Consider the following 25,038-nt stretch of genomic DNA (forward strand, 5'->3'; position numbering starts at 1 on the left):
GGTCTTCCACCGGTCTTACCTGACCGATGGCTGCTGCCCCGCTAACTGGGTGCGGGATCTGAGCCAAAATCCCTGCCCGCCAAGTTTTACCGTTGAATAGCCCTCCGCCACGATCTGTGGGGGGCCATTACCGACTGGGGAATCGGTCCGATCCCCGGTCGCTCCCGGGGATTACCGGGATGATCACCGCCGACGGGTGGGCGGCGTCGTGCAGGATCGTCTGCGTTGCGGGCAGCGTGGCCGCGCTCTGCCCGAACGGTTCACCGGTATTCGGGTTCGGCGCGAACTGCGGGTAGTCGCTGCTGGAGACTTCCAGCCGGATCCGATCGCCCGCGCGGAACAGATAACTCGTCGGCCAGATCGCAATGTGGTACTCGTACGGCTGATTTGGGATGCCTGGCCGCGGATCGGATAGCGAATCGCGAAACGTCGTCCGCAGGATCCCGGTGTTGAGGTTGATCGCTTCACCATCGGGTTTGACCACGATCAGCTTCGCGGTGAAGTCGGTGTCGACCGCCGACGACGCGGCCCAAAGGTCAACCGTCGCAGGTCCGGTCACCTCGGTGTCGGCAGGGAGCGGATCACTGCTGTAGACCAGCACGTCAGAACGCTGCTCGACCGGAGTCTGGTCGTAGGGCCCCTGCGGCCCGGATCGCGCGCCGCAACACGAATGCCCGCCGAGGCTGGGTGCCGGGTCGGTGGGGTCGTAGAGGTAACGATCAGGTGCCTGGTCGGTGGCCGGGGCCGTCGTGCTCAAAGTGCCGGTGCGCGAGTCCATCTGGCCGGTGCCGGCCAGGTAGTAGCGACTCCACTGGGTGTGCGGTAACGGCCAGCTGTCGGCGGACTTCCACTTATTGGCGCCCATCAGGAAGTAGTCGACCCGCGGTGTGCCCGCCCCGCCATTGTTCATACCCTTGAGGAAGTGGTCGTACCACGCCAGCATCAGTTCGTTGATCGGACTCTCGCCGACCCTGCCGATATCTTTGAGCAGGGGAGCGGGCTCGGAACCTGGCCGACCCCAGTCCACGTGGTCCCACGGGCCGATGACGAGTCGTTGATTCGCCCGGGCCTGCTGTGTACCAGCCGAATTCACCATCCCGGTAAAGTTCTCAATTCCGCCGGCGAGAAACGCGTCGTACCAGCCCTCGACGTCGAGCACTGGCACCCGCACGGATGGGTAACGGTCCCGAATGCTCCACTGCCGCCAGAAGTCATCACGTGACGAATGGGTGACCCAGTCGAAATACCATGGAGCCACAGCAGGATTGGCGGGTTGCAGCACCGGCAGAGTGCGGTACGGCCGGAAGTCCAGCCATCGGGTGGGGTCCGCCGAGGCCAGTCTCAGTGCGGCGGCGGTGACGTCGTCGCCGCGATTGGTGGCGGCGCTGGTCGCCAGCCCGATCGCCCACGGTAGGACGAACGCCAGCCGGAACTCGCCGCCCTCATACATCCAGCCGTCGTAGTAGTCCGACGCGGTATTGGCCGGCACGATGGTCACCAGATGCGGCGGCGTGTCTATCGCGGCCAGCCATTGGGTCGCGCCGACATACGACGAGCCGTACATGCCGACCTTGCCGTTCGATCCCGGCAGGGCCGCGGCCCACTCCACCGAGTCATAGCCGTCGCCGCCGTCATGGGTGAACTCGCTGAAGGTTCCCTGCGACGTGCCCTGCCCCCGAACGTCTTGTATGACAACGAGATAGCAGTGCGAAGCAAACCAGTCGGGGGACTGATACCGCCACGGCTGCACCTGTGCGCCGGACTTTCCGTATTGGGTGCGCATCAGGATCACCGGGACCAGCTCGGTGGTGTCCGGCCGGTAGACGTCGGCACGCAGGATGGTGCCGTCGCGCATGCGTGCCGCCACGTCGGTCTGCTTGGTGACCCCGCACGGGCCACGGCTACTCGACGGCGGCCACGTCGACTCCGTGGCGGGAGTGCGCGGCGCACCGCACGAGGTCAGCACCAGTGCCAGTGCGGACAGCACCGCCAGAACACGCATCGCCAGCACGTGTCCACGCTACGCAGTCCGGCGCTAAATCATCTCCTTTGCGGTGAGCCACCGCATGATCGGCCAGCCGGCGAACACCGGCAGCCAGCATGTCAGCACCCGATAGAGCAGCACGGCCGGCACACCGACGGCGGCGGGCACACCGAAGGCGGCGAGCCCACCGATGAGCGCGGCCTCCACCGCGCCGACACCGCCGGGCGTCGGCGCCGCCGACGCGAGGGTGCCGCCGACCATCGTCACGATGGTGACCGTGACGAACGTCGTGTCGCCGCCAAAAGCTTCGATGCTGGCCCACAACACCAGGGCCTGGCCGAGCGTGGTTGTGGCGCAACCCAACACGATGATCGCCAACCGTTTGGGTTCGCGGATCAGCTCGAGCAGCTCACTGCCGATCTCCTGGATCCGGGGGCGGACCGCCGTGCCGAGCCACCGGCGCGCCCGCGGCACCAACAAGAAGGTCCCCAGCATGCCCAGCGCGACACCGCCGATCAGATAGAGCAGCGTGGTGCTCGGCACGAAATGGGAAAGATCAGCGGTGGCCCCGGCGGCCACACTGAAGAAGATCAGCAGCGTCACGTGGGTGATCACCTGTACCGCCTGCTGCAGGGCGACAGCCGCGGTGGCCCGCAAGGCACCCAGCCCGCCCTTCTGCAGGAACCGCGTGCTCAGCGCGAGGCCGCCGACACCGGCCGGGGTGGTGGTGGCGGCAAAGGTGTTGGCGAACTGCATGATGACCAGGTTGCCGAAGCTGACCAGTCCCGATGCGCTCGCCCACAATGACGCTGCCGCACCGATATACGTCAGCGCGGACACTGCCAGCCCGAGCAGTGCCCACCACCAGTTCGCATTGCGCAGCTCGCTGAAGAATGTGGGCACCGTACTGATGAAGGGGTAGGCGACGTAGACCAAAGCCACGAGCAGGACCAGTTGGATGACCTGCTTGCGGGTGAACCGGGTGATGGTCTCGGTCTTGATCTCGTCGGCGCCGGTCTGTCGCTTCACCTCATCGCGCGCGGCGGCAATGATCGCCTTGGGATCGCTGACCGACTTACGAATTCGGGCCGGTACCGCCGCCCGCGTGAGCCGTCGTGACGCGTTGAGCACGGTCTGGCTGCCCAGGGTGTCGACGGCGGCCCGGACGGCCGGCTCGGCACCGAACCGGTCGGTGGTCGTCACCAGCAGCTGCGCGATATCGGACTGCAGCTGTTCGTCGGTCGCGCCGTACTCCGAGCTGCCGAAGCCGCCGAACAACACCTTGCCGGCCGCGACGGTCATCTCCCGGAAACGTAAGTCGCCGTGGGCGATCTGATGTCGGTGCAGCACACCGAGCGAACCCCAGATCGTGGTCACCAGACCCTCGTCGGAGGAGGTCCCGATCGGGGTGCCGAGCGATGGGGTGTGCGCATAAAGCGTCCACCCGCGTTCCAGCGCCGCGACGGCCATCGTCGTCGTGTTGGACACGCCAAGATCGCCGACCGCTATCGTCAGCAATGCGCGGTGTTCGACGGCGCGGCGCATCGAGGCCTGCAGCGGCGCGGTCTCCGCGTCGCGCAAGATCAGCCACCGCCAGAACTGACGCAAGGCACCGCCACTGCGCTGATTGGGGCCGTACATCTCGACGACCACTCGTGAGCCGGCGTCATCGGCTGCCGCCAGCTCCAACGGGCCGGTGCTGGCCGGGCGCACCACGGTCAGCGAGGTCACCATGAACCCGCGGCGGGACAACGCGCGCACGGCCCCGTCGAGGGGGACTTCGAGTGCCGGGGTGCCGACCACCCACACCGTCAGCGCGCCGACGAACCAGCCCACCGCGAGCCCGAGCAGTGAGCGCGCCGGGACCACCGCACTGACGACGAGGTGGATCGGTACGAACGCGAGCAGCAGTGTCCACCACCATCGGCGCCAGCGCGCCGGCAGCCACGGGCCGGACACGGTCAGGACGGCGGCGAGCATCGCGATCCAACGGGGATCGTCGAGGAACTGCGACAGGGTGGTCGACAACCGTTCCGAGAGGTCGAAGTGCCAGCGGGGCGCGGCGATTCCGTTACCGGTGATGGACAGCGAGAACACGGCCAGGAATCCGGCCGCCGCGTAGGCTGCGAACAGTTTCCACTGCCGCGCGGCGATCAGCCCGATCAGGATGACGAAGGGCAGCGCCAGGATCGCGATGCCGTAAGCCAGATAGACCAGGTTGGACTGGGTGGGCGTCAGCACCCCGACGATCCGCGACACCGATTTCTCGAGTCCGACCCAGTCGTTACGGGTGATCAGTGAGCTCGTGATGATGACAGCCAGCACGACGGCCGCGAGACCGAGCCGCACGATGTCGTTGGTCCGGCGGGCCAACGGGAGCAGCACGTTGCCTGATACGGCAACCTCACGCCCGTCGACTCGCACCGGTGAAACCTATCCCGAGTTACCGCGCAGAGGTCTCATTGACTGGCGTTCAGGCAGCGGTCAGACGAAGCCGACGTACCCCAGCAGTGCGGCGGCGCCCACCACGATGAGCGGATTGGTCTTGGTCCGGACGAATATCAGTGTCGCGACGCCGGTGATGAGGTAGGCCCGCCAGTCATGGTCGGCAGCCCTGCTCATGACCAGCGAACTGGCCAGGACCAACCCCACGGTCAGCGGTGCGAAACCCTTCTCGACGGCGTAGCGCAGCTTGGACTTCTGGGCCTTCTGCCAGGACAGGGTGATCAGGTACATCAGCCCGGCAGCTGGCACCACCATTGCCACCGTGGCGAGCACGCCGCCGAGGATGCCGCCGAAGACCCCGGCCACGCCCAGCCCGGCTGCATAGCCGACGAGCGCGACGATCAGGATGCTGGGCCCCGGTGCGGTTTGCGAGATCGAGAAGATGTCGGCGAACTGGGAGTTCGTCAGCCAGTGGTGGCCGCTGACCGCCCGCAGATGCATCTCGGGCAGCACGGTGTTGCCACCACCGATCGACAGCAGTGACAGCGAGCCGAACATGCCGACCACCGCGAGAAGCGTTTTCATGCCTCCACCGGTTTCTTTCTGGGCCAGGCCCAGATCAGGCTCAGCGGCGCCAGGATCGCCAGTGTGGTCAGCAGCGGCCAACGCAGCAATCCGTTCAGCGCGAAGGCGGCCAGGAAGAAGGCGATCGGCATTACGCCTTTGAGGCACTTCTGGCCGGTCTGGATCACCATCGCCAATGTCAGGGCGACCGCAGCGGCCGATGCGCCGTGCAGTGCGCCCTTGATCGCGGGCACTTCCTTGAATGTGAAGTAGATGAAGCCGAGCGTGAGGACGATCGCGACGGGCATCAGGCACAGGCCGATCAGGGCCGCGATGGCGCCGGTGAGGCCCTTCATCTTGGTCCCGACGAAGACCGCCAGATTCACCTGGTTGGCGCCGGGCACGATCCGGCACATCGTCAGGGCCGACAAGAACTCCTCCTCGGCGAGCCACTTCTTCTCGACGACGATGACTTCTCGCGACCACGCTCCCAACCCGCCGCCGAACGAGGCCAGCGCGATGTGGTTGAACGTACGGGCGATCTCTAGGAGTGAGACCTTCTCCAGGGTCGAGCTGGGCTCACTCATGGACCAGGTCGGCGTCGTGCGGGAACTCGTCCTCGACGGGAGGATGCTCTTCCACCGGGTCGGGCGGGTCGTACTGGTGCGAGATATCCCAATCATCTTGGAAAACCTCACGCAGGCGCGCCACGACGTCCGGGTCGTCGGTGGTGATGCCGAGCTCGCGGCGGAGGTCGAAGGCGCTGCGGTCGATGTTCATCGAACCGACCAGCACGCTCGAGTCATCGACGATGAGCAGTTTGGCGTGCACGCGCAGATTCTTCTGCTTGCGCACCTTGACCCCGACCCGGCGCAGGGTGCGCAACGAGGCGAAGGTGTCCAGGATGTCCCACTCGCTGATGCCGTGCTTGCCGCCGCAGAGCACCTTCACCTTCACCCCGCGATGAGCCGCGGCGGCGATGTGATCGAGGATGACGGCATCCACATACTTCGGATGCTGGATGTAGAGCCGGCGCTGTGCGGTGTCGATGAAACGTGCCATGTGGTAGCGGGAATTCGAGTTGCTCCACAGCAGCCCCTCATAGGAGGGCGGGGTGAAATCGCGGTGGTCCCAGTCGGCGTTGAACACGTCTTTGATCTGCGCCACGTGGAGGGGGTCGTGCGTGATGATGCCGTAGTCACGGGTCAACGTGAAGTACTTGATCATCAGATTGTAGGTGGCGACCATGGCCGCGGTGTCGTCGACGACGATCGATTTCTCATGCGTCACATAGAATTTGGGGCTGGACCACTGAACGTCGATGCCGGCGGCTTTGAAGGCTTCGTAGCTCTCGTCGTTAGCCCGGTCGCCGCTGGATCGTTGCGGGTTCAGCATGACCCGAACGTCGACGCCGGCTTTCTGCCGATCGATCGCAGCGTCCATCAAGCTGGGTTCGGTGAAGGTGAATTGCTTTATCAGAAGCGAGCTTTGCGCGCTCATGATGAATTCGCGCACCGGTTCCAAACCGTCGTCCGGTTCGACGATCACGCGTGGAGCGTTAGCAGGCATAGGATTCGGATGCTAGCACCAGAACACCTTCGGCATTTTGCCGACGGGCGAATGTCGCAAGCCCGTTCAGCCCGGCGGTGGCGTCGGCGGGAGGGGGTCGGCCGGATCCGGTAGAAATTGCTCAGGGCCGGCTGGAAGCACCATTCCCGGTGCCGGGGCGGTCCCCGGCAGGGGATCGCCGAGCTGAGCCGCTGGCATGCGCCCGAGCGCGCCGTGCAGCAGGGCGTGCACACCTTTGTACGCGTTCACACGGGCGAAGGGGCCCTGGGGTGCGTTTTCGGTCAACTGGTATGGCGACACCGTGTCGGAGTCAGGCATCCGATAGTACTGCGGGAACATCCTCGAGATATCTGCGAGTGGATCAGCAGCCGGTGAATTCGGCAGGGTCGACTGTCCCAGCGCAGCGGCAGGAGCCGGCGATGAGGTGAGCAAGCTGTCGAGTTGCGCGACGGGATTCTGGCCGGCGGCCGCGATAGCTCCGGAGATCATGTCGGTCGGCGGCGGTGGCTCGGCGCTTATCGGCGCGGCGGTATCCGATGGGGCAGTCGGGTCGGGGTCGGCCGCGGCGGTGGCCGACGAAGCCACCGCCGCGAAGCCGATCCCAACCGTTGTCAGTCCCACGATGAACATACGGTCCATGGCGGTCAGAAGACCTTCGCGTTGCCATAATAGGCGACGATGTCGTCGTCGTCGGGGCCTGAGCTGGTCAGCACGGCATAGGAGCGCAGCGAGGACGCGCCGACGCAGTTGTCCACCTTGATGTGGACGTCACGGATCGTGACGCGCGCTTGGGTGCCCTTGAACGACTTCTTGTCGACGGCCACGTTGGTGATGGTGCCGGGACGCGGCTCGACCTCGATCTGGCCCTGGATCTGCACCGAGGCGGAGGGCGCGAGGATCACGCCGGTCTGTCCGAAGTTGGTGTTGCCGAGGATGCCGGTCAAGCCGCCGTTGAGCTTGACCTTGTCCATCTCCACGCCACAGCCGATCTGGTAACCGACCTCCAAGGTGCCCCCGTTGACCGACCCGGTGGTGGTGCCGGTGAAAGTGGCGCCGACGAGCCAGTCACGAGAGGACAGCGAAGTCGTCAATGGCGCCACCGGCAGCTGCGTCTCGTCTTTGGCCACCACGGTCAGGGTTCGCCCGTCCTGGGTCTTGGCGATCCCCGGTTGGGCAGAGGCCACCGCGCCGTTGTCCGGGGGCGGTCCCGGGTCGGCGGCCGGCACGCCCTGTGCGCTGTTCACGTCAGCGGGCGGCGCCGGATCTGGGTCGGCGAACGCCGAGGGTGCACTGCCTACCGCCGCGAGCAAGACACTCGCGGCCACAGCGGCGAATCGAAGCAACATGTCGTCGTGGCGCCTCTCTGGGTAAGTCCTAGTTGTCGTTGTCGCGGAGATCCCGGCTGCCAGCCGGGTGATGCCGTGCTCGTCCACTAGATGGCCCTGGTGACGCCGAGGTAGGTCACGACGTCGTCGGTGTTGTCCGTCGAGCTGGTGAATGTCGCGTAAGACCGGATGAAGGACTGCCCGGCGCAACCGTCGATCTTGATCCGGAAACCGTTGACGGTCACTCGCGATTTGGTGCCTTTGAACGACTTCTTGTCCACCGGTACGATGTTCACCGTTCCGGGCTTGAGGTCGATCTTGATCTGTTCGCCAGCTTGTGCGCCGAGAATGAATGGCAGAATCGATCCGCTCGTGAACGGGAGGTTAATGCCCGCGATTCCCGTGGCCGTCGAGATTGACTCGATGTCATCCTGGATGATGCCGCAGCCGATCTGGTAGCCGACTTCCAGCGAACCTCCGGCCAGCTTGGACGTGCCGGACCCGGTCACCGCTCCTTGGAAACTGCCGTCCACGAGGTATTCCCTCGACCACGGCGAATTGGTAAGCGGCGCAACCGGCTCGAGTGATTCGTTCTTGGCGCCCACCGTCAACACCCACCCGTCCGGGGTGGTGAGGGTCCCGGCTGTGCCGGAGGCGATCGGGGCGGCTCCGGCCGGCGCCGGCGCGGGCGCCGGATTGGCGGCTGACACGACGCCCGAGTCTGCCGGCGGGTCGGCGAGGCTGAGGGGAGCGGTGCTGATCGCAGTGATCACGCAGGCGCTGAGCAGGGTGATGATTCGATGCGACATATCGCGATGGGGCCTCTCGATTGAGATCTGATCGTGATGCTGCAGCGACATGTTTCGGCGCGAAAGTGTCCAATTGGCAAACGGACGACGAATGCTGAGTTCCTTATTTCGGTCTAGTGTGCTTCATATGTCGGCCTCGGAAGGTCGGCCCGCATTTTCCCGGTACTGTTTGCCCCGTCGGTCGTGACGGAACGACCTGACGTAGCAACGTGAGGGGATTGGATGAGCCGATCACACCGCTGCCGCGCGACTGTCGCGGCTGTAGTGCTTGCGCCTCTGGCCATGACGTTCCTCGCGCCTGCGGCGCTGGCCGATCCGACGGATCCCGCACCAGCGGATCCAGCGTCGTCGGGCGGCCCCGATCCGGCTGCCACCGAGCTCGGCCCGGGGCCCGTTGATGACTCGGATGCGATCCGGTCCGCCTGTCGGACGTTCGGCTCGGCGCTGGATCTCGCCGCAACCAACTACGAGGACTTCGCCTATGCCACCGCGGGCAATGGTGACAGCGTGAACTACGACAATCCTGAGGTCCTTCAGTCGAATCAACCCGGGCGGACCGCTTTGCGGGTGGCGGCCCACGCGGCCATGGACGCAGCAGGCACTCCCGGTCTGCCGAACGACATCGGCGATCCGATGCGGTCCTGGTCCCTACACGCGACCAAACTGGTCCTGATCATGGGTCTGCACGGGGGCGGGGACTCGCTGAACTCAGCGGCTACCGCTCTTAACGCCGACGCGCACGACACGCAGATGGCGTGCGCGACGCACGGAGCGCACTGAAGCAGCATTCGCCAATCCGACCCGGCGGTCAGATGAACTCTCGGGCGCTCGCTCACAACGCAGGCCAGACCCCACTCTCGATCACGACATTACGGAGGCTGGCCCCTATTTCCTCCACACATTGGAATAGGCTTTCCGGTGGAGTATTAATTGCCGTGATAAGGCGCTGCGCGGTGTGTCTGCATTTGTGCTGAACGCGTCGATCGAGCGGAAATAATGCACTAATCGTAGAGGACTTCGACGCTCAGATCTGACTCATAAAACTTCGGTGCTGGCTCTCGGGCGGCACGGACAACCCGTCGGCAACGTGCCAGCGCGCTGCCGAGACCAGCGGATGAACACTCCGCCTGCGCAAACATATTGGACATAGCATTGGGTGGCCGCGTGAAACACGCGGCCACCCAATGGAGCGTCTATTTACCTGCGGGCACCGGGCATGCCCAGCCACGGGAAGACGGGCTGGTTGGCGACAGGCGCTCTAGTGCCCGGCACCGCCTTGATCGACACACTGCCGTTGGTCTGGCAGATGGTTTTAACGCCCGCCTCTTGACAGTTGGGTCGGGCATAAGCGATCGGGGCCGAAACCGCAGCCGCCACCATCAAACCCGCCAACACCAGAGCAGACTTACCTCGCGAAGTCATATTCCCTTCCACCTTTCGGGCTGTTACGCCGATCGACATCCACTTACCAATTACGGACATGCCGAGATGACAATTCCGGCTCCCGGACCGAAGGGCGTGCCGTTGGCCGCCGCGCGCTGCAACGCATCCTGGCGAGCCGCTTCAACAGTCGGACCCGCACCGCCAGCCACCGTGCTGTTGCCGTCGTCAGCGACGGACACGATGCACAGGTTTTCGTTGGTCACTTCGTCAACGGAGCATTCGATACCACCGGCCTGCTCGCACGCCGCAATTACGCGCGCAGAAGCTTCCCCATTGGTGGCACCGGTCGCGCGGAATCCCTCAAGGACGCCCAAGAATGCGCCGGTGCCGACCGCCTCGGAGACCTCATTCGGGTTGTCGGTGCCCCCGTCAGGCCCACCTGCCCATGCGATGCCCGTCGAGGCCGCCGCAGCGATAACGCCTCCAACCACAATCGCCGAAACCAAACGGGTGCTGGCCATACCTGTCCTCTCTTCCATGACGTTTCGCCCACAATAACAACACCAGCGCATTTACGCTGGCCCACGCGCCAAATCGTGTGCCCTGACACGAAATGTATCGTGTGTCCTGACACAAAATGCCCGTGGCTATTGCGCCGGGTGGGAGCGTCAGAACGGCGGTGTGATCGGGTTCTGCCGCGAAGCGACCAAGCCATGAACCAGGGACCGCGCCGACGGGCCCAGGCAGTCGCTCGACCCCGTTCGAATGGCCGGGGATTGAGCTGCGCGCATTGTGGGAACAGTCAATCATCGGTCTATCGGCCCCGCTGACTTCGGCTGCCCTGCAACCACATTGATGCCAGGCTGAGAAATCCAGGAGTGGGTCGGACACGTGTGACAAAATTGGCCCCCCTCTCGCGGGAGGGGGGCCAATTCCATGGTCCGCGCTAGCCGCCGGCGCCACCCGCTCCACCGGCGCCGCCCGCGCCACCGACAGCGCCCGAGCCCTGCTTGCCGGAATTGCCCGCGGTCGCGCCGCCCTTGCCGCCGTTGCCGCCGGTCCCGCCGTTGCCGCCAAGCACCGCGGCATTGCCGCCGTGACCACCAGTGCCGCCGGTGCCGCCCTTGCCGGCGCTAGCGCCGTTGCCGCCCGTGCCGCCGTTTCCTCCGGTTCCGCCTTCGAAAAAGCCGAAGTTACCGGTGCCGCCTTTGCCGCCGGCGCCGCCGGCGCCATTGGTCGAGGTGCCGCCGTTACCGCCGGTTCCGCCATTTCCACCGAAGATGCCGCCGTAGCCGGATTCTCCGCCGGCGCCGCCTGCGCCGCCGTTGCCGCTGACCGACCCGCCGCCGTCGCCACCCCGGCCGGCGGTGCCGGCGCTGCCCAAGACGCCCGTCAAGCCGCCGTTGCCGCCATTGCCGCCCTTGCCGCCGGCACCGCCGTCACCGGTGCCGCCGGCACCGCCGGTGCCTGCAGCGCCGCCGGTGCCGCCGGTGCCCGCAACCAGGCTCCCGGCGCCGCCGGCACCGCCGTTGCCGCCTGCGCCGCCGCTGGTCGTGCCCGTGCCGCCGGCGCCGCCCACGCCGCCGTTGCCGCCGAACTCTGAACCCCACAGGCCGCCTGTGCCGCCGGCGCCACCGTTGCCCCCGGCACCGCCGGCGGCGGAAGCGTTGGTGTATCCGGCGCCGCCGTTGCCGCCGACGTGGCGTGCTGTCTTACCGGACGCGGGGACGCCCGTGTCGAGGATCGGCAGGAGAGCAGAGTTACCGGCGTTGCCACCATTGCCGCCCGCGCCGCCATTGCGGCCGCTGATGTTGTTCCCGCCCGCGCCGCCGGCCCCGCCGTAGCCGGAGAAGAGCCCAGCGTTGCCGCCGTGACCGCCGTCGCCGCCGTCGTAGCCGGCGCCGCCGGCGCCGCCGCCGGCCCGAAAGAGAGTCCCGTCGCTGTCGGAGCCGCCGAACAGGCCGCCGCGACCGCCGTCGCCGCCGTTGCCGTTGTTGATGCTGGTGGTGGTGGCATCGCCGCCCTTACCGCCTGCGCCGTACACGTACGCGTTGCCGCCTTTGCCGCCGTTGTAGCCGTTGCCGCCGTTACCCAGAAGGCCGCCGTTGCCGCCGTTGCAGGCTGCGCTGGCGCACTGGGCGTCGGCCGCGCTGTAGCTATAGCCGTTGCCGATGAGCAGACCACCGTTGGGATGAGCGGCGGTGCCGTTGCCGATGAGCAGCGATACGACGTTGCCTGCGGCGCTGGCCGAGGCCGCGCCGGTGACATTCTTGAGGCTGACGGTGTTCTTGCCGGTCGGCGTGGTCGGCCAGAGCCAAAGATCGGAGTCGCCCGAGGTCTGGTTGTATTCGGGCGCAGCCGCGGCCGAAGGAGCCTCGGTGAGGGCGAAAAGAACACCCGCGCCCACCATCGCCGCACCGGCGATACCCGTGGTGACAAAGGTTGGTGTGGCCACACGGGGCGATTTCCTGCGGTGTTTGGACAAGATCGGAATTCCCTTCGAAGAAGTCTTCAGTCCGGCAAATGCGCCGAGTGGTTCACTGCAAGGGAAATCTAATGAGACGCCGCTTACCCACGACTAGACCGCACTTGGCGCACTGTCGAACTTCGTGCAAACGCCAGTTGAACTGAACCTGTAAAAGCCGCCGTAGTGGGCTATTTGCACAGATCGGCGAGCCGGGAGTTGACCGCCTCGGCGTTGCGCAGGCGCTCGGCCTGGGTCGGGTCGGAGTTGGCGACCCCGGCTAACGCGTTCATCGAAATATCCTGCAATCCGGTCGCGAAGTCGCGAATCGCGCCGGCCAGGTCGGCGGGCGTGGCCGGACTCAGGTGCGCCAACAGGTAGGTCGCGCCGCCGGACATCGCCAGCCGAGCGTTGGCCGCCACGCCCTGCACTTCGGTTCCGCCGTCGGCGTGCGTCTGCAGCTGCACCGCGGACGTCACGGTGCGGTAGGCGTCGCAGGCGCTCGCCTTCGGGTCGCCGCTCAGCGATGGGGCCGGCGCAGCAGGGGGCTTGGGCGCTGGGCGGAGTACGGCCCATCCCGCCGCAGCGGCGGCGATCACCGCGATCACCAGCGCGACGGGCGCAATCCAGCGCGGTGACGATCCGGATTTGCGGGGGGGACGGCTAGGCGAAGGCGGTTCGTGGGCTGCTGTGGTCGGTTCCGACATGACGGCGATCCTAGCCGTGGGATCTGTCGATCCATGAAATGCGTAGTCTGGCTGCGGAAAGGCTATCGGTGGCGGCAGTGACGACGGGTGTGGCCAAAGTGCTCGCCGGGGCGGTGTTGGCCGGTGTCATCTGTACGGCAGCGCTCCCACCATCAACGGTGTTCCGTGCGTGGCGAGCAACCTTGCGCTATGCCAATCGTTCGTCCAGAACCAGCAGCCACCGCGCCGGCCCTCCACCTCGATCGGCTAGGACCCGCTGCACGTCAGCATTTTCGTGAGCAGCCGCTGCGCCCAGTTCGGGCTGACCTGACCCATCGTGGCCAGTACGCGGGTTTGCCGCCCGACCGGATAGTGCACCTTGGGCAACCGGTTGTGGCGGTGGGTGGCCGAATAGACAGCTGTGGCGACGTCGTCGGCGGAGAGGTTGACGCCCAGCGATTTGGTGCTGCCGGTTTCCACACCGTCGGTCATCGCGGTCTTGACGAACAGCGGCCACATCGCCAGCACCCTGATGTCATACCGGCGCCACCGTAGCTCCAGGGCTTCGGTCAGGGCGCGCAGCGCGAACTTGGTGGCCGAGTAGGTGGCGAGTTCGGGTTGGCCGTACAGCGCCGAGGCCGAGCACATGTTGACTGCCTGCGCGTGCGCGGTGTCGCGCAGATAGGGGAAGGCGGCGGGCAGTCCGGTCAGCGCGCCGGTGAAATTGATATCGATCATCTGTCGCTGCGCCGGCAACGGAATGTCCTGGAAGGCGCCTGCGGTCAGCACACCCGCTTTGTTGACCAGAATGTCGAGTTCGCCTGCCGCACCGGCGAATTCGGCCAGGCGTGCCGACCATGCCGCGGCATCGGTGACATCTAGTTCGCCGGTCGTCACCTCACCGCCGCGTCCGGTGATCTCGCTGTGCAGGGCGGCCAACCCGGCGAGGTCGATGTCGTAGGCGCCGACGCGATAGCCATGCCGCGCGAAGGTCAGCGCAGTCGCCCGGCCGATGCCCGCGGCGGCACCGGTGATGAAGACGGCCGGTGAGTTCATACGATTTTCAGATGCGGGGTGCCGGCCGTCGGCTCCGGGGCGATACGGTGCACCTGCTCTGGTATCGGCGCGTGGTGGCCGATCTGTCCCGCAGGATGCTCGACGAGCGGACAACGGTGAGCGCGGCAGTCTTGTGACTTCGCTAAGAGCCGGTGTGATTCGTGAAGGCGATGAAATCCGTTTATGTTTAAGGGTTTTCACGGTCGCAAGCCAGGCCGGTGGATCGGTACGGCTCATCGATGCTGTAGGTGAACGTACAACTGTTGCCTTGGTGCGCGTGCTGCTTACGTCGTCTTATGCCGGGTGATGGCATATCTCGACAGCGGGAGGCGACGCGCGTGGGGCGTGGTGCGGCCGTCGAGCCCGAGTCGAGAATTCCGGGTGCAGGACCGAATCGGCGATGAATCCCTGCACCTCGGCGGGGCGGCAGATCGTAGAGGCTGAGCACGTCATGGTCGTGAAAAAGGACTTCGGACAACAGATTCCACGAATCGTGTTTGTGCGGCGCTAATCCGAACACCCGCAACACCATCGGCTGGGGTTGCCTCACTTCGTCCCGGCTTGGGTTGGTTTAGTGGTGCAGCCAGACGGTTTCCGCCGGCGACGCCGCCCGGGCCAAATCTGATAGCGAACCGTGAATAGCCTGCCGTGATGCTGCGAGATCGGGATCTGGTCAAGGGTCGACGGTAGCCTGACCACGCTCGAACATGGTTAGGCTAACCAAATATTTGCGGTGGCGATGCGGCGAATCAACGGACGGGAGTGGGCTTCGGCATGACGAACACGGCGAAGGCCGGCGTGCGCCGGTCGCGGGTGAGCAAGGTCGGCACCGTTGCCGCCGTGACGGCCGCGGTCGTGGCGGGAATGCTGACTGGTTGTGGGCATCAGGCCGATCCGGCCACGCCGGCGGGGCTGGAAGCCAAGGATGCCCAGGCCCTCAACGCTGGGCAGTTCTCTGATGCTGGTGCCGCGGCGCGTACCACGCTGGCTCCCCAGCCGGGTTCGTTCCTCGCTGGCAAAGCGTCGGTGAGCACCATCGCCGCGACCACGCCGGAGAACGGCGATGTGAACCCTTACGCTATCTGGCCGGTCACCGTGAACGTGGGCACCCTGCATGCCGGCGATGTCCTGGTCGACAACTTCAACAACAAGTCCAACAACCAGGGCACCGGCACCACCGTCGTCGACGTCCACCCGGACAAGTCGCTGACGGTCTTCGCCGCCGTACCGGCCAACCTGCCGGGGTGCCCGGGCGGTGTCGGGTTGACCACCGCGATGGTGGTGCTCAAGGACGGCTGGGTTCTGGTCGGCAGCCTGCCGACCACTGACGGCAAACTCGGTACCGCTGGCGCTGGTTGCCTGATCGAGCTGAACCCGACCGGCCAGGTCGCGGGCACCATCGCCGGTGACTACCTGAACGGGCCATGGGCCGCCGCCGTCGACGACCACGGCGACGCTGCGACACTGTTCGTCAGCAACACCCTGAACGGGCTGAAGGACGCGGCCGGCAAGCCGGTGAATCAGGGCAACGTCGTGCGCATCGGGTTGAGCCAGACCCCGACGAAAGCCCCTGCGGTGACCAGCCACACCGTCATCGCTGATGGATTTGCAGAGAAGGAAGACGCGTCGGCGTTGGTAAAGGGCCCGACCGGGCTGGTGCTCGATCCTGCGGGGAACCTGTATGTCGGGGACAACCTCGGTAACCGGGTCGCGGTGGTGCGGAGCGCACTGACCCGTCCGGATTCGGCCAAGACCGGTGACACCTTAAGCGCGGATGGTCAGTTGGCCAACCCGCTGGGTCTGGACCGGGCGCCAAACGGCGATATTCTGGTGGCCAACGCAACCAACGGCAAAATCGTCGAAATCACCCCTGACGGTAAGCAGGTCGGCGAGTACTACGCCAACCAGGATGTCGCCCAGGACCCGCCCGGCAACGGCAACCTGTTCGGGATCGCGGTCAACCAGACCCGCGACGGCATCTACTTCGTCAATGACGACAGCAACACGTTGTCACTGCTGCACGCATGACCGAATCGCCCGACGCCGCGCCGGCTGCTGATCAGCCGACGCAGACTGAGCCGGCCCGGGGCCGGTTTTCCCGCCGAAACCTGTTGCACGGCGGCCTTTTCGTCGGTGGTGCGGTCGTCGGCGCGGTGGGCGCCGCCACAGCCGGAGCCGCTGTGAGGCACGCGGGGCTGTCGTCGTCGGATGTCGAACCGTTCTACGGCCGACATCAGGGCGGCATCGTCACCGACACCCAGCAGCACACCGTCATCGCTGCGTTCGACCTGAACACCGACAAACGGGACCACGTGGTGCAGGTGCTGCGCCGCTGGAGCGATCTGGCTGCCCTACTGGCTCGCGGGGACTCGGCGACCATCCCGATCTACGACCCGCCGGACGTGGTGAACCCCTACGCCAACACCACCGCGAAGTCCACCACCTCGGACTCGCTGGACACTTGGCAGACCGGTCCGAACCGGCTGACCGTGACGATCGGATTCGGCCGGACCCTGTTCCTGCGCAACGGAATCGACCGGTTCGGCCTGCGCGCACGATTGCCTGACCAGTTGGTCGAGTTGCCACACTTCCCGGGAGACCAGCTCGCGGCCGAGCAGAGCGAAGGCGACCTGCTGCTCCACGCCTGCGGCGACGACCTGCAGGTGGTGTTCCACGCAGTCCGGTCGATTGCCCGGATTTCGCCGGACATCGCGACCCTGCGCTGGACGCAGATCGGCTACTCACCCAGCAATGCGGCGGGTACACCGCGGAACCTGATGGGGTTCAAGGACGGAACGATTAATTCCAACGCGCATCCTCCCGCGGATCTGAACGCCACCCTGTGGGCCGGCAATGACGGTCAGGACTGGATGCGCGATGGTAGCTATCTGGTGTACCGCCGGATCCGGATTACCCTGGAGCACTGGGACCGGCTGCCAGTGGCGGCTCAGGAACAGGTGGTCGGGCGGCAGAAGGTGTCCGGCGCGCCGCTGGGTGGGCAGGGTGAGTTCGATGAGCTCAAGCTTGATGCCCGGGATGCTTCTGGCGCGCTGCACGTTCCGGAGACCTCGCACGTTCGGTTGGCGGCGCCGGAGACGAACAATGGGGCCGTCATCATCCGTCGGGCGTTCTCGTACAACAACGGCACCACACCGTTTATCGAACGGTGGCCACCGTGGCGTCAGGCGTTGGAGTACGACGCCGGTCTACTGTTCCTCGGGTACCAGAAGGACCCGCGGACGGCCTTCGTCCCGATCAACAGCCGGTTGGCGATTAACGACGCGCTCAACCAGTTCACCACCCATACCGCCAGCGCCGTCTTCGCTCTCCCGTCGGGTGCAGCCGGTCCTGGCCATTGGGTCGGCGAAGAACTGTTCGCGTGACCGTAACCCCTGCAACCCATTTCGATCGGAGTCTCATGACACACCTCGTCGGCCAGCGACACTTGGCCTTCGGTGCAAGCGCTTTGGCGGTGCTGTCCGTGCTTTCTGCAGGTTGCGGCAGGTCGCATTCGGCCCCACAGCCCACCGCGGGCGGTGAGCTCACCCTGTACTCGGCGCAACACGAGCAGACCACCAAGGCGCTGGTCGAGGCGTTCACCAAAGACAGCGGCATCAAGGTCAAGGTGGTGCCTCTCGACGAAGGTGCCGCGGTGGCCAAGATCGAGCAGGAGGGCGATAAGTCGCCCGCCGACCTGGTGTACACCGAGAACTCGCCATGGTTGGCCCAGCTCGACAGCAAGGGCCTGCTCGGCAAGGTTGACGATGGCACCCTGGGTTTGGTGCCCAAGGGCGACAGCGCGGCCAGCGGCAACTGGGTGGCGGTGTCGGCCCGGGTGACGGGCGTGACCTACAACCCGGACAAGGTGCCTGCCGACCAGCTGCCGCACTCGGTGCTGGACCTGGCCGGTCCGCAGTGGAAGGACAAGATCGAACTCGCTCCGACGGAGACTGACTTCTGGCCGGTGGTCAGCTCGGTGCTGCACGCCAAGGGCAAAGACGCAACCCTGGCCTGGCTCAACGGTCTGAAGGCTAACGCCGGCGCGAATGCCGCGGTGCCGTCGAACGAGAACCTGGCGGCCGACATCAACCAAGGCAACGCCGCGTTGGGTGTGCTGAACAGTTACTACTTCTATCGGTTGAAGACTGAGGTCGGGGCGTCGTCGGTGAAGTCTCAGTTCGCCTACTTCGCTCCGCACGATCCGGGCTATGTCAAGGACATCTCCGGGGCCGCCGTGCTGAAATCGAGCAAGAACCAAGCCGCAGCCCAGAAGTTTCTGGCATTTCTCACCGGAAAGTCGGGTCAGACCATCATCGCCACCAGCGACAGCTTCGAGTATCCATTAGCCGTCGGAGTAGCCGCCAACTCGCAGCTCCCGCCGATGGACACGTTGGCGCCCAACGATTTCAGCGTGACTGATATGGGCACGTGCGAGGATGCCGAGGCGCTGTTGCAGGAGGCGCAGCTGCTGTGACAGCCGCCCGCCGCACCCACAGAGCACTGCAGACGAGGGGTCTACTCACCCTGGTCGGCTTGGGTGTGGCCGGCGCCGTGGTGGCGCCGCTGGTGGTGGTGATTGTTGACGCTCATTCTGCGGGTTGGCATGAGGTTCATGCCGTGCTGTTCCGCCGGCGGTCCTACGAGCTGCTGACGAACACCGTCGCGCTGACCGTCCTCGTGGGAGTCGCTGTGGCCGTTGTGGGAACGGTGACTGCCTGGTGCCTGGAACGGCTGGCGCTGCGCTGGGCACGGGCCTGGACAGCGCTGCTGATCTTGCCGCTGGCGATGCCCGACTTCGTGGTCGGGTTCGCTTGGCACGCAGTGTGGCCGACGATGCAACCGCTGCTGGCGGCCACCTTGATCATGACGCTGTCGGGTTATCCGCTGGTGCTGCTGCCGGTGTCGGCCGCGCTCCGGCGGGCCGACCCGAGCCTGCAAGACGTGGCCCGTGGTCTGGGTCTTGGGCCGGTCTCCGTGTTCGTCCGGGTGACCTTCCCGGCCATCAGGACCGCGATCGGCGGCGGCACACTGCTGGCTGCGCTGGCCGTGATCTCCGAGTACGGTGCCTTCGAAGTGGTCAGGTTCCACACTCTAACCACCGAGATCGTCACCGAGTTCAGCTTCGATCAGCACGCCGCGGCGGCGTTATCAATCCCGTTGGTGCTGTTGGGGTTCGCCTTCATTGCAGCCGAGGGGGCACTGCCCCGCCGACGTACCGGATTCACCGCGCAGGCGCGCCCGGCCCGCGCCGGTGCTCCGTTGGCCCGGCGACTGGCGGTGTCGGCCTTCGTCGCGATCGCCGTGGCCGGGGTGGGGCTGCCGGTGGGGGTGCTGGTGTATTGGCTGCGACAGGCCGGGCACACCACATTGCCGGCGGTCGCTGACCTGTCGACCGCGACCTGGACGACGTTCGGCTACAGCTCGGCGAGCGGCGTGGCGGTGCTGGTCTTGTCAGCACCGGTGGCGTACCTGGCGGTCCGTTACCCGTCCCGCCTGAATCTGTTGTTGCACAACATCACCTTCATCACCAGGGCGGTTCCGGGGGTGATCATTGCGGTCAGCCTGGTGTATTTGTCCGTCAACTACCTGTTTGGGCTGTACGAGACAGGGTGGCTGGTCATTGCGGCTTACACCATCCAGTTCTTTCCGCTCGGCCTGGTGTGCGTGCACGCCATGGTCACCTCTGTGCCCCGGCACTTCGGTGAAGTGGCCCGGTCGCTGGGGCGGGGACCGTGCTATGTGTTCGCGCACGTGACGTTGCCGTTGATCGGTCCGGGTCTGCTCGCCGGTTTCTGTCTGGTGTTCGTCACTGCCGCAACCGAACTGACGACGACGTTGATGCTGGCCCCAGCTGACACCAAGACCCTGGCCACGCAGTTCTGGGCCTTTCAGTCGGAGAGTGCGTACTCGGCCGCCGCGCCGTACGCACTGGTGATCGTTGCGGTGGCAGTGGTACCGGGGGCGTTGCTCGGGCTGTGGTTCGACCGCCGACCACAGGCCGCCGACGGCGATGTGACGGCCGGGGCCGCTGGACCACAGGAGCTGGAGGTGGCCCGATGAGTGCAGTCCTCGTGCGGTACGCGCGAAAGTCATACGGCCGCATGCCTGTTCTGGACGACGTCAGCCTTGAGGTCCCGGCCGGCTCGATCACGGCGGTTTTGGGCGCGTCCGGAAGCGGAAAGACGACGCTGCTGCGCAGCATCGCCGGGTTCGAACGGCTCGACGCCGGCGCCATTGCCATCGGCGATCGGGTGGTCGATGACGGTTCCAAGTGGACGCACGCCCAGCACCGCGGGGTCGGCTATGTGCCGCAGGACGGCGGGCTGTTCCCGCACCTGCGGGTACGGGCGAATATCGCGTTCGGCCTGCGCCGTCGGGATTCGTGCCGGGTCGCCGGACTCGTGAGCATGCTGGGACTCGACGGATTGGACAACCGTTTCCCGCACCAACTATCGGGTGGTCAGCGACAGCGGGTGGCATTGGCCCGGGCGCTCGCGCCCCGGCCCGCGCTGGTACTGCTCGACGAGCCGTTCGCTTCGCTGGACGCCGGATTGCGCGTGCATCTGCGCCGATACGTGGCCCAGGTGTTGCGCGATGTCGGGGCCACGGCGATCGTGGTGACGCACGACCGGGACGAGGCGTTCACCATGGCGGATCAGATCGCCGTGCTGCGCAACGGCCGGATCGCCGGGGTCGGCAGCCCGCGGCAGTTGTACAACTCACCTTCCGATGAACACGTCGCCCAGTTCCTCGGAACGGCGAACCTGTTGCCCGGCGAAGTCGTTGCAGGTGAATTGCAGTGCGCGGTGCCCCTGCAGGAGCGGCTCGGCTTCGACGACGGGGCCTACACGGTGCTGCTACGGCCTGAACACCTGACCGTGGCGCTTGAGCCTACGGACGGTGCCGAGGCGTCCGTAACCGCAGTTGCCTACCACGGCGCCACCACTGCACTCACCCTACGGAGGGACGGCGAACCAACATCCGAATTGGTCGCCGAAGTGCCCGGAGATGTCGATATCGCGGTCGGGCAACGGGTCTGGGTGAGCGCATCGCGGTGCGACGTGGCCTGGCCGGTGCGGTGAGAAGGCAGCTCTTTTCCGACATCACCTCTACATCTGGGCTCGACGGTTGTCTGAGTCGGGCGAGCGGCGTCGGACAGAGCTGGAGCAATACGCGGGGTCGATTGTCGATGTGACCGTTGCTTATCCGCCGGTCGATTCGCGTCGATCAGGGCCGGCAGCCATCAATCCCCCCGGCGGGGGAGCGGCGCTTAAACCTGTGAGCCAGTTGTCTAACGCAAAACGGGAAAGACGGCCTCGGATTCTCACCGGTTTGCCTGATGTGTCATCCAGGGCAGTCGACCGCAACCTGCAGAGCCGCACAGATGGCGCGCATCCGGGCGTCGGCGAGGCGGCCAAGCCGATCGACCAACACCGCGACCGAGACACTTTCGACAGAGTCCAGATTCACCGCGGAACGACGCGGGACCGGGTCGGAACCGGGTTCAAGAACAACCTCGCTGGCCAGCCCCCGAATGGTTGTGGTGCAGGGCGCGACGATCGCGCGTCGAAGCCGGGGGATCGCCGCATCGCGCGAGAGAACAACGACTGGACGCCGACCGATCTCAGCCATCTCACACCACCACAGCTCTCCGTGTGCCGGAAGTCCGCTCACGAGTCTGCAGCCGCCCGCCGCCACGACGCTAGGTCGCCCCACTCGTCGGGCTCATCAACCGGGTGCCTGTCGTAGGCCGCATAGCTCGCATCCACCTCGGCCGATCGATGGCGAGCAAGTAATGCCCCGAGCGCCTCATCGATAAGAGCTGCATCAGTGATTCCTGCCCGCACGTCGCGTGCACTGCTCAACAGTCCGGCATCGACAGTAGTGCTCAGGCGTATGCGATTCATGCCATTACTATGCCATCACCTGAGCAAACCCTCACGCGGGCTTTCCGGCGTATCAACCGTCGATGAGCATGCGTTGCTTGCCGGCGAGCACAGCCGTGTCAGCGTCGACTTTGGTCATTGTGGTTACCCCTGTTGGCGTAAAAACTCCTCACTCGAAATGCGAGAATATAATTCTCGCCTGAGAGGAGCGGCATGCCCAAGGCTTACGTCATCTTCACCGAGGAAATCCACGACTTGGAGGGCATGAAGTCCTACGGGAAGGCCGCCGGCGCGGCCATGGGCGGTGCCAAGGTGCTTGCTGTCGACTCCAAACCGCAAGTGCTCGAAGGCAACTGGCACGGCCACCAGACCGTGGTGCTGGAGTTCGAATCAGCCGAGGCCGCGCAGGCGTGGTATGACTCGGACGCCTACTCCCATGCGCGCGTGCTGCGGCAGGCCGCCGCCGACACCAACGCGGCGATCCTCACCGGGTTCTGATCTAGCTCGACAGCGCGACTGTCAGTTCGGGTTCGGTTGCCGCGATGATGTCGTCGGCGCTGACTCCCGGTGCCAGCTCACGCAACACCAGCGCGCCGTCGCCGACCACGTCGATGACGCCGAGGTTGGTGACGATCCGGTCGACGACGCCTACCCCCGTCAACGGCAGCGAGCACTGCTTGACGATCTTGGGGTTGCCGGCGCGATCGGTGTGTTCCATCAGCACGATGACGCGTGCCGCCCCGTGCACGAGGTCCATCGCGCCGCCCATACCCTTGACCATTTTTCCGGGGACCATCCAGTTCGCGAGGTCCCCGGTCGCCGATACCTCCATGCCGCCCAGGACGGCGGTGTCGATATGGCCGCCGCGAATCATGCCGAACGATAGTGCCGAATCAAAGAATGCCGCACCGGCATTCACTGTCACGGTCTCCTTACCGGCGTTGATCAGATCCGCATCGACCGCGTCTTCGGTCGGGTAGGGGCCGGTGCCCAGAATGCCGTTCTCCGAGTGCAACGTGACCCGCACCCCAGCCCCCAGATAGTTCGGGATAAGGGTGGGCAACCCGATCCCGAGATTCACGTATTCGCCGTCCATCATCTCCGCGGCGGCGCGGGCGGCCATCTGGTCCCGGGTCCACCCTGTTGGTTGGGTCATCAGTTCGCTTCCTGTGCCGAGCGGACGGTGCGCTTCTCGATGCGCTTCTCCTGTGGTCCGGTGCGCACGATGCGCGAGATGAACACACCCGGCAGATGGACGGTCGCCGGATCGATATCGCCCGGTGCGACGAGTTCCTCGACCTGAGCGATCGCGATCCGGCCGGCCATCGCGCACAACGGGTTGAAATTCATCGCCGACCGGTTGAAGACCAGGTTGCCGTCGGTGTCTCCGCGCACTGCGTGCACCAGGGCGAAGTCGGCGTTGATCGCCTCTTCCAGGACATACCGCTTCGCGCCGAACACTCGAGTTTCCTTAGCCGGTGAGGCGATTGCCACTGAACCGTCCTGTGCATAACGCCACGGCAGCCCGCCGTCGGCGACGACGCTGCCGACCCCGGCGGGGGTGTAGAAGGCCGGTATGCCGGTGCCGCCGGCGCGCAACCGCTCGGCCAGCGTTCCCTGCGGGGTGAGCTCGACTTCGAGTTCGCCGGCGAGATACTGCCGGGCGAATTCTTTATTCTCCCCGACGTAGGAGGCGGTGATACGGCGGATCCGCCTGTCGGACAGCAGGATTCCCAGTCCGTAATCGTCTACGCCGCAGTTGTTGGAGAACACCTCGAGGTCGGTCACGCCGGCGTCGAGCAGCGCCTGGATCAACTCATCGGGAATTCCGCACAGGCCGAAGCCGCCGACGGCCAGCCTCGCGCCGCTGGTGATATCGGCAACTGCACTGGCCGCCGACTCATACACCTTCGATGTCATCGCACCTTCTCCAAACCGGCCGGCGTCCGCTCTGTAAACGGATTGTCGTGCCCGGCATCCACTCAACAAGTAGTGCCTTGAGCAGTCAACCATTCAGGGCGAACCATGCCGAAGATGTTCGCAGTGCGATAACCGATCGTTTCAGCGTCCATCTGGTGAACGCCTAGGATCATGCCCGTGACTGCCCGCCAAGACCGATCACCCGTGGTCGCGCGGGTCGCCGCGTTGCTGGGTGCGGTCAGTGCCGCCGAACCCGCTGGCGCGTCCACCACAGAACTGGGAAAAGTCGCCGGCCTGGCACGCCCGACCGCTCACCGGCTGCTGACCGCGTTGGCTGAGGTCGGCCTGATCGACCGCGACACCAAGAACGGTCGCTGGTCGCTGGGGCCGGAGATGTATCTGCTGGGTGCGGTGGCGGCCAACCGGTATGACGTCAGCGGTCAGGCGCGTGACGTCGTCAACCGGCTGGCGGCCGAGACCGGTGAGAGCGCGTTCCTGTCCGCCCGGCGCGGTGACGAAACGGTCTGCATCCTCAGCGCGGAGGGCAGTTTCCCGCTGCGCTCGCACGTGCTGCGGGAGGGTGTCCGGTTTCCTCTCGGGGTGGCGTCGGCCGGGCTGGCGATCCTCAGCCACTTGCCCGCCGGCGAGGTCGACGACTACTTCTCCCGCGCCCGCCCGGTGGGCGACTGGGGTGCCGAGCACAGCGAAGAGTCAATCCGGGCCAGGATCGAGGCGACCCGGATCACCGGCTACGCGGTGAATCCCGCCCTGATCGTAGAGGGCAGCTGGGGCATCGGAGCGGCGGTATTCGATCAGAACGGCCGGCCGTCCTGGGCGCTGAGCCTCACCGGCGTCGAAACCCGCTTCAAGCCGGACCGTCGGCATGAGCTCGGAACACTGCTGCTTGAGCAGGCGCACCTCTTGTCCGGCCGGCTCCGCTCCTGAGG

At 65.8% G+C, this 25,038-nt stretch carries 24 protein-coding genes and 1 pseudogene; 9 read left to right on the forward strand and 16 right to left on the reverse strand.

Annotated elements, in window-relative coordinates; translation table 11 throughout:
- Positions 1 to 127 precede the first annotated feature (127 nt).
- The 8 genes from G6N13_RS14835 to G6N13_RS14870 form a co-directional block, all read right to left on the reverse strand.
- Complete coding sequence (locus G6N13_RS14835; protein ID WP_163702138.1) at positions 128 to 2,002, reverse strand: CocE/NonD family hydrolase; 1,875 nt, start codon at positions 2,000 to 2,002, stop codon at positions 128 to 130.
- Positions 2,003 to 2,035: 33 nt separating this feature from the next.
- Positions 2,036 to 4,408: a lysylphosphatidylglycerol synthase transmembrane domain-containing protein gene (locus G6N13_RS14840; protein ID WP_163698149.1), complete on the reverse strand. Its 2,373-nt coding sequence runs from the start codon at positions 4,406 to 4,408 to the stop codon at positions 2,036 to 2,038.
- A gap of 60 nt (positions 4,409 to 4,468) precedes the next feature.
- Complete coding sequence (locus G6N13_RS14845) at positions 4,469 to 5,014, reverse strand: chromate transporter (RefSeq protein ID WP_163698151.1); 546 nt, start codon at positions 5,012 to 5,014, stop codon at positions 4,469 to 4,471.
- On the reverse strand, positions 5,011 to 5,580 hold the full coding sequence (locus G6N13_RS14850) for a chromate transporter (protein WP_163698153.1): 570 nt from the start codon (positions 5,578 to 5,580) through the stop codon (positions 5,011 to 5,013). Before G6N13_RS14850 ends, G6N13_RS14845 begins: the two co-directional genes overlap by 4 nt.
- Entirely contained in the window at positions 5,573 to 6,562 is a 990-nt protein-coding gene (locus G6N13_RS14855) for a phospholipase D-like domain-containing protein (RefSeq protein ID WP_163698155.1), read from the reverse strand. Before G6N13_RS14855 ends, G6N13_RS14850 begins: the two co-directional genes overlap by 8 nt.
- Positions 6,563 to 6,628: 66 nt before the next feature.
- Positions 6,629 to 7,201 carry a hypothetical protein gene (locus G6N13_RS14860; protein WP_163698157.1) on the reverse strand — a complete coding sequence of 191 codons (573 nt, stop codon included), beginning with the start codon at positions 7,199 to 7,201 and terminating at the stop codon, positions 6,629 to 6,631.
- Positions 7,202 to 7,206: 5 nt separating this feature from the next.
- Positions 7,207 to 7,905, reverse strand: coding sequence for an MspA family porin (locus G6N13_RS14865; RefSeq protein ID WP_179965156.1), 699 nt, complete (start codon positions 7,903 to 7,905; stop codon positions 7,207 to 7,209).
- Between the two features lie 89 nt (positions 7,906 to 7,994).
- Positions 7,995 to 8,696, reverse strand: coding sequence for an MspA family porin (locus G6N13_RS14870; protein ID WP_163698162.1), 702 nt, complete (start codon positions 8,694 to 8,696; stop codon positions 7,995 to 7,997).
- Between the two features lie 282 nt (positions 8,697 to 8,978).
- Here G6N13_RS14870 and G6N13_RS14875 point away from each other — a divergent pair, with 282 nt between their 5' ends.
- Positions 8,979 to 9,476, forward strand: coding sequence for an Rv2240c family protein (locus G6N13_RS14875; RefSeq protein WP_163698164.1), 498 nt, complete (start codon positions 8,979 to 8,981; stop codon positions 9,474 to 9,476).
- A gap of 692 nt (positions 9,477 to 10,168) precedes the next feature.
- Here G6N13_RS14875 and G6N13_RS14880 read toward each other — a convergent pair.
- From G6N13_RS14880 to G6N13_RS14895, 4 genes are all read right to left on the reverse strand, one after another.
- Positions 10,169 to 10,600 (reverse strand): DUF4189 domain-containing protein, encoded by a 432-nt coding sequence (locus tag G6N13_RS14880; protein WP_163698166.1) that lies wholly within the window; start codon positions 10,598 to 10,600, stop codon positions 10,169 to 10,171.
- A 425-nt stretch (positions 10,601 to 11,025) separates the two neighbouring features.
- A complete protein-coding gene (locus G6N13_RS14885; protein ID WP_163698168.1) occupies positions 11,026 to 12,534 on the reverse strand; it encodes a hypothetical protein in 1,509 nt (502 codons plus the stop codon).
- A gap of 200 nt (positions 12,535 to 12,734) precedes the next feature.
- Positions 12,735 to 13,250, reverse strand: coding sequence for a hypothetical protein (locus G6N13_RS14890; RefSeq protein ID WP_163698170.1), 516 nt, complete (start codon positions 13,248 to 13,250; stop codon positions 12,735 to 12,737).
- 246 nt (positions 13,251 to 13,496) lie between these two features.
- On the reverse strand, positions 13,497 to 14,285 hold the full coding sequence (locus tag G6N13_RS14895; RefSeq protein WP_163698172.1) for an SDR family oxidoreductase: 789 nt from the start codon (positions 14,283 to 14,285) through the stop codon (positions 13,497 to 13,499).
- On the opposite strand from G6N13_RS14895, the gene G6N13_RS14900 reads away from it, so the two are divergent.
- From G6N13_RS14900 to G6N13_RS14925, 6 genes are all read left to right on the forward strand, one after another.
- A complete protein-coding gene (locus tag G6N13_RS14900; RefSeq protein ID WP_163698174.1) occupies positions 14,276 to 14,422 on the forward strand; it encodes a hypothetical protein in 147 nt (48 codons plus the stop codon). The genes G6N13_RS14895 and G6N13_RS14900 overlap by 10 nt on opposite strands.
- A 637-nt stretch (positions 14,423 to 15,059) precedes the next feature.
- Entirely contained in the window at positions 15,060 to 16,313 is a 1,254-nt protein-coding gene (locus G6N13_RS14905) for an NHL repeat-containing protein (protein WP_163698176.1), read from the forward strand.
- Positions 16,310 to 17,668, forward strand: a complete 1,359-nt coding sequence (locus G6N13_RS14910) for a Dyp-type peroxidase (protein ID WP_163698178.1) — start codon at positions 16,310 to 16,312, stop codon at positions 17,666 to 17,668. Before G6N13_RS14905 ends, G6N13_RS14910 begins: the two co-directional genes overlap by 4 nt.
- A 35-nt stretch (positions 17,669 to 17,703) precedes the next feature.
- Positions 17,704 to 18,759 (forward strand): extracellular solute-binding protein, encoded by a 1,056-nt coding sequence (locus tag G6N13_RS14915; RefSeq protein ID WP_220096757.1) that lies wholly within the window; start codon positions 17,704 to 17,706, stop codon positions 18,757 to 18,759.
- Complete coding sequence (locus G6N13_RS14920) at positions 18,756 to 20,345, forward strand: ABC transporter permease (protein WP_163698182.1); 1,590 nt, start codon at positions 18,756 to 18,758, stop codon at positions 20,343 to 20,345. Before G6N13_RS14915 ends, G6N13_RS14920 begins: the two co-directional genes overlap by 4 nt.
- On the forward strand, positions 20,342 to 21,367 hold the full coding sequence (locus tag G6N13_RS14925; protein WP_163698184.1) for an ABC transporter ATP-binding protein: 1,026 nt from the start codon (positions 20,342 to 20,344) through the stop codon (positions 21,365 to 21,367). Before G6N13_RS14920 ends, G6N13_RS14925 begins: the two co-directional genes overlap by 4 nt.
- A gap of 262 nt (positions 21,368 to 21,629) precedes the next feature.
- On the opposite strand, the gene G6N13_RS14930 is transcribed toward G6N13_RS14925, so the two are convergent.
- Positions 21,630 to 21,959, reverse strand: coding sequence for a type II toxin-antitoxin system PemK/MazF family toxin (locus G6N13_RS14930; RefSeq protein WP_163698186.1), 330 nt, complete (start codon positions 21,957 to 21,959; stop codon positions 21,630 to 21,632).
- Positions 21,956 to 22,207, reverse strand: a pseudogene (locus G6N13_RS14935) (type II toxin-antitoxin system antitoxin MazE5); the annotation flags it as partial. The pseudogene G6N13_RS14935 and the gene G6N13_RS14930, both read right to left, overlap by 4 nt.
- A gap of 177 nt (positions 22,208 to 22,384) precedes the next feature.
- Between G6N13_RS14935 and G6N13_RS14940 the strand changes: the two are divergent.
- On the forward strand, positions 22,385 to 22,669 hold the full coding sequence (locus tag G6N13_RS14940; protein WP_163698190.1) for a DUF1330 domain-containing protein: 285 nt from the start codon (positions 22,385 to 22,387) through the stop codon (positions 22,667 to 22,669).
- A gap of 1 nt (position 22,670) precedes the next feature.
- Here the strand turns inward: G6N13_RS14940 and G6N13_RS14945 are convergent, their stop codons facing one another.
- Both G6N13_RS14945 and G6N13_RS14950 read right to left on the reverse strand, forming a co-directional pair.
- On the reverse strand, positions 22,671 to 23,327 hold the full coding sequence (locus G6N13_RS14945; protein ID WP_163698192.1) for a 3-oxoacid CoA-transferase subunit B: 657 nt from the start codon (positions 23,325 to 23,327) through the stop codon (positions 22,671 to 22,673).
- Positions 23,327 to 24,091, reverse strand: coding sequence for a CoA transferase subunit A (locus G6N13_RS14950; protein WP_163698194.1), 765 nt, complete (start codon positions 24,089 to 24,091; stop codon positions 23,327 to 23,329). Before G6N13_RS14950 ends, G6N13_RS14945 begins: the two co-directional genes overlap by 1 nt.
- Positions 24,092 to 24,268: 177 nt before the next feature.
- Here G6N13_RS14950 and G6N13_RS14955 point away from each other — a divergent pair, with 177 nt between their 5' ends.
- Positions 24,269 to 25,036 (forward strand): IclR family transcriptional regulator, encoded by a 768-nt coding sequence (locus tag G6N13_RS14955; RefSeq protein WP_235677771.1) that lies wholly within the window; start codon positions 24,269 to 24,271, stop codon positions 25,034 to 25,036.
- The last annotated feature ends 2 nt before the right edge of the window (positions 25,037 to 25,038 follow it).

The sequence above is a fragment of the Mycolicibacterium sarraceniae genome, assembly GCF_010731875.1.
GTDB classification, from domain to species: domain Bacteria; phylum Actinomycetota; class Actinomycetes; order Mycobacteriales; family Mycobacteriaceae; genus Mycobacterium; species Mycobacterium sarraceniae.